This is a genomic window from Paenibacillus sp. VMFN-D1, assembly GCF_003386155.1.
In the GTDB taxonomy this organism is placed as follows: Bacteria; Bacillota; Bacilli; order Paenibacillales; family Paenibacillaceae; genus Paenibacillus_AQ; species Paenibacillus_AQ favisporus.
In genome coordinates, this window is the sequence record NZ_QRDU01000010.1 from 56,491 (window position 1) to 63,564 (window position 7,074).

The window sequence follows — 7,074 nt, forward strand, 5'->3', positions numbered from 1 at the left end:
ACCAGAAGAAGGGGAGCGAAAAGATGACAGCGATTCAGCCTCACGGAGGTACCTTGATTAACCGTATTGCTGAAGGCCAGGCCAGAGAAGAGCTGCTGCAGGCTGCGGCCGGTTTTAAACAGATTCCTGTGAATACTTGGACGATTTCGGATATCGATCTGATTGGCGTAGGCGCTTTTTCCCCGCTGACGGGTTTTATGAACGAGCAGGATTATCAGTCGGTCGTCGACCGCATGAGGCTGGCGGACGGCACGGTATGGAGCATTCCGATTACACTGGCAGTGGACGATGAGAAGGCAGCGGAGCTCGCTGTAGGCGACAAGGCCGCCCTCATAGGAGCCGAAGATGGGGTGGTGTATGCTGTCCTCGATATCGAGAGCATTTACAGCGTCGATCAGACCGCTGAAGCGACCAAGGTATTCAAGGCAAGCGATTCCGAGCATCCTGGCGTCAAGAAGCTGTTTGAGCGCCCGTCGAACTATGTGGGCGGAAGCATTCAGGTGCTGAACCGTCCGAAACCGGCCAAGTTTGGCGAGTTTTATTTTGATCCGGCGGAGACGCGCCGTATTTTTGCAGAGAAGGGATGGAAGAAGGTTGTCGGCTTCCAGACCCGTAACCCGGTTCACCGGGCTCATGAGTACATCCAGAAGAGTGCGCTTGAGATTGTCGATGCGCTGTTCCTGAACCCGCTCGTTGGTGAAACCAAGTCGGATGACGTTCCGGCCAACGTCCGGATGAAGAGTTATCTGGTTCTGCTCGAAAACTACTACCCGGCCGATCGTACGTTCCTTGGCGTGTTCCCGGCCGCTATGCGTTATGCCGGCCCGAGAGAAGCCATTTTTCATGCGATGGTCCGCAAAAATTACGGCTGCACCCATTTTATCGTCGGCCGTGACCACGCTGGCGTAGGCGACTACTACGGCACCTATGAAGCCCAAGAAATTTTCTCGAATTTCACGGCGGAAGAACTCGGCATTACCCCGCTGTTTTTCGAACACAGCTTCTTCTGCAAAAAGTGCGGCAATATGGCATCCAGCAAAACCTGCCCGCATCCGAAGGAAGATCATTTGACCTTGTCCGGTACGAAGGTACGCGGTCTTCTGCGGGACGGCGTCTGCCCGCCACCGGAATTTACCCGTCCTGAGGTCGCTAAGATTTTGATCGAAGGGATGTCCGCACAAGTATCTTCATAAAGTACTATTTGTCCACCTCGCCCCATATAGATGTGTAGAGTCGATATGGGGAACGGAGGTGGATTTTTTATGTCCAAGCAGGGACGAAAGAAACAGGTGCTGTGGATCCGGGTAAGCACGGTCAAAAAAGCGCTGATCGGCCTCTGCCTGCTGATTGTTTTTATTGCGGTGGCCACATACCAAATACCTGCCGCAAAGACGACGGGTTCCCTGGGTCTGCCGCTGTCGGGAAAAGTGATCGCACTGGATGCCGGTCACGGCGGGCCGGACGGAGGTGCCGTCAGCAAGCAGGGCGTGATCGAAAAAGATATTAACCTGGCGATTGCCCTATATCTGCGCGACTATTTGCAGCAGGCGGGTGCGATTGTCGTGATGACGCGAGAAGGCGACTACGACCTGGCCGGAGATACGAGAGGGTACTCCAAACGGAAGACAGAGGATTTGAAGCAGCGGGCCAAGTTCATTGAGGACAAGCATGCGGATCTGTTTTTAAGCATTCACATGAACAGCTTTCCGTCGAACCGATACCGTGGCGCCCAGACGTTTTATTATCCGAATCATCCGGACAACGCAGGACTGGCTGCATTAATTCAGGATGAGATTAAGCGGAACCTCGAAAATACGGACAGGGTGGCCAAAACGGTGAATACGGTATATCTGCTTCAAGCGCTGAAAATGCCTTCGGCTCTGGTTGAGGTCGGATTCCTGTCCCATCCGCAGGAGTCGGAGCTGCTCAGGGATGAGAGCTACCAGCGCAAGGTCGCCGCATCGGTCTACAAGGGGGTTCTCCGGTATTTGTCCGGCGAGAAGGCGAAAGTGTCGTCAGAAAATCCTTGAGAATGGTATAATAGCACCTGAGGCTTTAGATGGAACTTAAGATGAATACTATAAAGCAGAGGTGCTGCCAGCATGTTATCACGTGAGCAAGTGCAACAGCTATTACAGCCAATCGTCGAGCCTGTCACAGGGAAGAGCCTGATTGAGCTGCAAATGATAAGAGATATCGTTGTGAAGGAAAGCCGGATTTCACTGTCGGTCATCACCTTAGACAAGCGTGAGGATTACGCCAAGGCGCTTGAGAGTGACATTCGGGAACGGCTTGGGAACGCAGAGGGTGCGGAGATTCACATCCGGATGCGGGAGGCTAACGAGCTGGAACGCGAGAAAATTTTAGGCGAGTCGGCGCGCATGCGCCAGGAGGACGAGGATAAGCTCGTCAAGGGACATGCCGCCGGGCTGGAGCACAACCAGCTGCTGCAGGATCCGAACGTCCATTTTATCGCGGTAGCAAGCGGTAAGGGCGGCGTCGGCAAATCGACGGTGACCGTCAACCTGGCTGCAGCCTTGGCCCGTATGGGTAAGCGTGTAGGGCTTATTGACGCCGACATTTACGGCTTCAGCGTGCCGGATATGATGGGGATTGAAGAGGGGCCGGTGGTAGAGGACAACACCATCATCCCTGTGGAGCGCTTTGGCGTGAAGGTGATGTCGATGGGCTTCTTTATCCGTGAGAACAACCCGGTCATTTGGCGCGGTCCGATGCTCGGCAAAATGCTGCACCAATTTTTCGGCGACGTCGGCTGGGGACAGCTCGATTATATGCTGCTTGACTTGCCGCCGGGAACGGGCGATGTGGCCCTTGACGTTCATCAGATGCTGCCGCAGAGCAAGGAGATCATCGTCACGACACCGCATGCTACTGCTGCTTTCGTAGCCGCTCGTGCCGGAGCGATGGCGCTTCAGACCAATCATGACATTTTGGGCGTCGTCGAAAATATGGCTTATTACGAGTGCTCGGACTGCGGCAAGCGGGATTACGTATTCGGACGGGGCGGTGGCGGACAATTGGCGGAAACGCTTCATACGGAATTGCTGGCGCAGCTGCCGCTTGGAGCGCCGGATAACCATGTCTCCGAACCGGACTTCTCGCCGTCTGTATATAAGGCGGACACGCCAACCGGTCAGATCTACAGTCAATTGGCCGCATCGATTGTTGCCAAGTGCGAGCAATAAACTACACATTTGCTTCATCACAGCAAAAAAAGCCCCAATCGGGGCTTTTTTTTCATGCCGTTAACTTCCTCCACCGCCGCCCTCGCCGTTCTCCTTGCTGCCGCCTTCGCTGCTGCCTTGGTCCCCGCCTTCTTGACCTTTACTCCCGCCTTTCTTTTGCGATTTCTCGACTTTAGGCTGGAGTTCTTGGGTCACGACATCCTTCAGCATGTTCATGACTTCTATTTTGAACAACGGGTTCTGCATGGCTTCCTGCATGACGGTCATTGACTGCTTGCGGTATTCAGGGGTCTTGGTAATATCCAGGAACATTTTCATGACTTCGGGTGACTTCATAATATCGGCGACAGATTGCTGATAAGTAGGATCTTTGATCAACTGCATATGCAGCTGCTTGTTCTGCGAGCTGATGACTTTGGCGAAGTCCCCGGCAAACTGGGGATCTGTCATGATCTTTTCGAACTCTTTTTTGTACTCCGGAGCGGTAATGGTGTCTTTGACGGCCGTCCGGATTTGCTCTCCGGCTTGAAGAGACATCATCTGCATACCGAGCCCCGAACCAGAACCGGAGCCGCTGCTGCCCGAACCGCTGCCGCCGCCTTTCAGGGCATCCTCAACGGCTTTCTTGCCTTCATCGCTCTTCAGGATATCGACAACCATCGTTTTCATCTCTTTATAATCGCTCTGGGGCGGGGCATAGCTCTGTTCCGATCCACAGCCTGTCAGAGCCGCGGAAATACCGAGAAAAAGCGCACATAAACCGATAACCGGCCACTTCATCTGTGTTGTCCTCCTTTGCTTCAGATCCTGTTTGTAGTATGGCATCCGAAAATTCGAAATATGTCGAGGCATGGATGGTTTTTTATTGTGAACGTTGGTAAAATAAAGTCTTGGGGGTGCAGAATATTTGAACTTAAAAAGATGGATGACATTATTTTGGAAAACGCTGCTTGCCGGCTCCATAGCGGCGATTGTGGCCGGGGTGCTGCTGCAGTTTGGAAGCGGTATAATTAAATTTAAGGGGCCAGCGGATTACTTGTTTTATCTGGTCATTTTATTCGGGTACGGCCTGATGGTCAGCGTCTATTCCCAGCTTGGCTTCTTCGCTTATATGATTTTGAATTACACAGCCATCGGGGTGTTCCCTAAGAAAGTATGGCAGTACATACAGCTTGTCCTCGCGGTTTTGGCGCTGCTTGAAGTTATGTTTTTCCGCTCCTTCGTCGGGAAGGAGAACAGCCAGATTTCCGACCTGGTTGTCGGCATATCGATCCTTGTCGTAGCCGTCATTGTAGCTTATTTTAAGGCGAAAGCGACCAATCCGACGGCTTGGATACCGACAATCTTCTTCATGACGGCGATCACGATCGTGGAGCTGGTGGGAGGACTCAAGATTGGAGTCAACAACGCCACCGTTTTTATTCTGGTTCCGCTGATCGTCTGCAATGCTTACCAAATTTTAATCCTTCATAAAGTGTTGAACGCAAAAAAGAGCTAAGATCCTTAGCTCTTTTTTCTCTGCTTATCATTACATGCCGGCTGCGTCATCAATGGCTTGCTGCATCGCCGCTTGGTCGTGGATCTCTTTTCCCTTAGTATCCGCTTGGCTGAGCAGATCGGACACGGTTACGAATTCGTATCCCTGCTTGCGGAGCTCATCAATGATGACCGGGAGAGCTTCATGGGTCTGCTTGACCGAATCGCTCGCATGGAGAAGCACGATATCCCCCGGGTGGGCCTTCGACACTACTCGGTTAACGATATTTTGCGCACCGATGTTTTTCCAGTCCTGGGAATCGGTATCCCACTGGATGACCTTATAATTAAGGCTGTCAGCGATCTTCAATACCCGCTTGTCAAAATCCCCGTTGGGAAGGCGGAGGAGATTGGGTTCCTTGCCGGTCAAATCGGTTAATATAGAATTGGCGGTGATCAGCTGCTTGCGGATTTCTTCGTCGCTCAGCGTGCTGTAATTCACGTGCTTGTGGCCGTGGCTACCGATTTCAAATCCGCTGTTTTTGATGTCATTTACGATATCCGGATGGCTTTTTCCCCAAGGGGAGGATATAAAGAAAGTAGCCTTCTGCACATTCTTGTCCTTCAGAACCTTCAGAATGGGCTCTGCCCGCTTTTCCCCCCAGCTGATATCAAACGTCAGGGCGATCACTTTCTTCTCGGTAGGGACGCTGTAAATGGCTGCTGGAGCCCCCTCGGAGAATACAGTGATGTTGTCGCTCTCGACATAGATGATACCGATGGCAAATACCGCTGCGGCCAGCACGAGAAACGTGCGTTTTATTTTCCTGCCATTCAGCACATAGAAAAATGAATTCATATGCTCGTAAGCTCCCCTTTCCATACATCAGCATTTTGCGCTGTCGTCCGTTATAGCGAAGGGTTTTTATAAATAGGCTGTAATGATCCCCTTTAACGAATCTCAGGAAAATGCTCATGTAAAGCTTGTTTACTTCAATGTATGCTCGTACTTGGGACTTATTACTATGAGGAGGTAATCGTTTGCTTCGTTTGAGTACATTTATAAGAGACTTGATGTCGATCAAAAAAACATTGTTGTTTGCGGTATTGCTCTTTGCTGCCGGAGTGGCGGCCGGGTGGGTTAGTACCGGGGCTTTGGCCGAACTGGTGAACCAGCAGCTAAGCGGGTTGAGGGAAGTCAGCGGTAATCTGCAGAACTCTAAGCATCCGCAGTGGAGCTTCTTCGGATTTATTTTTCTCAATAACAGTATTAAAGGCGTACTGATCATTTACCTAGGTCTTCTGGCGGGAATACTGCCCGTGGTGTTTCTGCTGGTTAACGGAATGGTTATAGGTTATTTGGTACATAGTTTAAGCGCTCAAGGAGAGAGTATAGCCGATCTAGTCATCAGGGGGCTTCTGCCGCACGGAATTATTGAAATCCCGGCGATTATCATCGCGTGTGCCTATGGCATCAGAATGGGAAGCTGGGTCATCCGCGGAATCAATCCGAGAAGGAGAGTACGGGGCAGGGAAGGTGAGGGAGTGCTGCGAAAATCGGTTACGGCGGCTTTTTGGGTTGTCATCCTGCTGTTTGCGGCCGCAATTATTGAAAGCACCGTTACCTATGCCTTGATGCAGAATTAGTATTTTGTAAATTGTGATTCATAAATTTCCCAAAAATTGAGCATAACAGTAAGACGATAAAACCATTTCCGTTCCGATAATGGACGTTCAGGTATAAATCTACAGGGGGGCCAGTTCTAATATGTTGGGTATGCTATTTAACGAGAAGGAATGTAAGGAATTAGATTATGTGCTGCGGAAGGAGCTGGACGAGATGCTGTTCGACTTAAGCGATCAGCGATTGGATCAGGATATCCGTAATGCCATTGCGAACCGATACAAGACTGTTTTTCGGATGTATGCCCGATTCGCTCCGCAAAAGGAGCTTTCAAAGTATGCGCGTAACAGCAAGCTATCACAATTTAAACAATAATGCTTGACGACACTGCCTATCTTATGATAAATTAATTTTCGCTTCAGTTTTGAGTTTTGAAACGAAGCACAGTGCTTTTGCAAGGTTGATAGAAAGTGGTAAAAAACTTTTTTAAAAAAAACTCTTGCAAAACACCGAGTGAATATGATATATTATAAAAGCCGCCGCTGAGATGCAGCGATGATGAATGAAAGAGATTTTGATCTTTGAAAACTGAACAACGAGTGAGTATAAACGCGACGGTCTTATGACCGGAGCGATTGAGATTAAATCAATCTCGTCAGATTCAAAATGAGTCACAAACTTTCTTGGAGAGTTTGATCCTGGCTCAGGACGAACGCTGGCGGCGTGCCTAATACATGCAAGTCGAGCGGACTTGATGGAGAGCTTGCT

Annotated in this window: 8 protein-coding genes and 1 rRNA gene; 7 read left to right on the forward strand and 2 right to left on the reverse strand. The window is 50.5% G+C overall.

Annotation, left to right across the window (positions count from 1 at the left end):
- The first annotated feature begins 23 nt into the window (after window positions 1–23).
- The 3 genes from sat (at window position 24) to C7820_RS32530 (ending at window position 3,206) form a co-directional block, all read left to right on the forward strand.
- Window positions 24–1,193: a sulfate adenylyltransferase gene (gene sat / locus C7820_RS32520; RefSeq protein WP_116234500.1), complete on the forward strand. Its 1,170-nt coding sequence runs from the start codon at window positions 24–26 to the stop codon at window positions 1,191–1,193.
- A gap of 69 nt (window positions 1,194–1,262) precedes the next feature.
- Complete coding sequence (gene cwlD, locus C7820_RS32525; protein ID WP_076176766.1) at window positions 1,263–2,030, forward strand: N-acetylmuramoyl-L-alanine amidase CwlD; 768 nt, start codon at window positions 1,263–1,265, stop codon at window positions 2,028–2,030.
- Between the two features lie 72 nt (window positions 2,031–2,102).
- Window positions 2,103–3,206: an Mrp/NBP35 family ATP-binding protein gene (locus tag C7820_RS32530; protein WP_116234501.1), complete on the forward strand. Its 1,104-nt coding sequence runs from the start codon at window positions 2,103–2,105 to the stop codon at window positions 3,204–3,206.
- Between the two features lie 60 nt (window positions 3,207–3,266).
- Here C7820_RS32530 and gerD read toward each other — a convergent pair whose 3' ends face one another.
- The gene (gene gerD, locus C7820_RS32535; protein ID WP_116234502.1) at window positions 3,267–3,986 is read right to left on the reverse strand and encodes a spore germination lipoprotein GerD; all 720 of its coding nucleotides are present in this window, start codon (window positions 3,984–3,986) and stop codon (window positions 3,267–3,269) included.
- A gap of 127 nt (window positions 3,987–4,113) precedes the next feature.
- Between gerD and C7820_RS32540 the strand changes: the two genes are divergently transcribed.
- Window positions 4,114–4,704: a KinB-signaling pathway activation protein gene (locus C7820_RS32540; RefSeq protein WP_116234503.1), complete on the forward strand. Its 591-nt coding sequence runs from the start codon at window positions 4,114–4,116 to the stop codon at window positions 4,702–4,704.
- Window positions 4,705–4,734: 30 nt separating this feature from the next.
- Here the strand turns inward: C7820_RS32540 and pdaB are convergent, their stop codons facing one another.
- On the reverse strand, window positions 4,735–5,541 hold the full coding sequence (pdaB, locus tag C7820_RS32545) for a polysaccharide deacetylase family sporulation protein PdaB (RefSeq protein WP_116234504.1): 807 nt from the start codon (window positions 5,539–5,541) through the stop codon (window positions 4,735–4,737).
- Between the two features lie 182 nt (window positions 5,542–5,723).
- Here pdaB and C7820_RS32550 point away from each other — a divergent pair, with 182 nt between their 5' ends.
- The 3 genes from C7820_RS32550 to C7820_RS32560 form a co-directional block, all read left to right on the forward strand.
- Window positions 5,724–6,329, forward strand: coding sequence for a stage II sporulation protein M (locus C7820_RS32550; RefSeq protein ID WP_116234505.1), 606 nt, complete (start codon window positions 5,724–5,726; stop codon window positions 6,327–6,329).
- Window positions 6,330–6,450: 121 nt separating this feature from the next.
- Window positions 6,451–6,681 carry a hypothetical protein gene (locus tag C7820_RS32555; protein ID WP_076176772.1) on the forward strand — a complete coding sequence of 77 codons (231 nt, stop codon included), beginning with the start codon at window positions 6,451–6,453 and terminating at the stop codon, window positions 6,679–6,681.
- A gap of 305 nt (window positions 6,682–6,986) precedes the next feature.
- Window positions 6,987–7,074, forward strand: a 16S ribosomal RNA gene (locus C7820_RS32560); the annotation flags it as partial.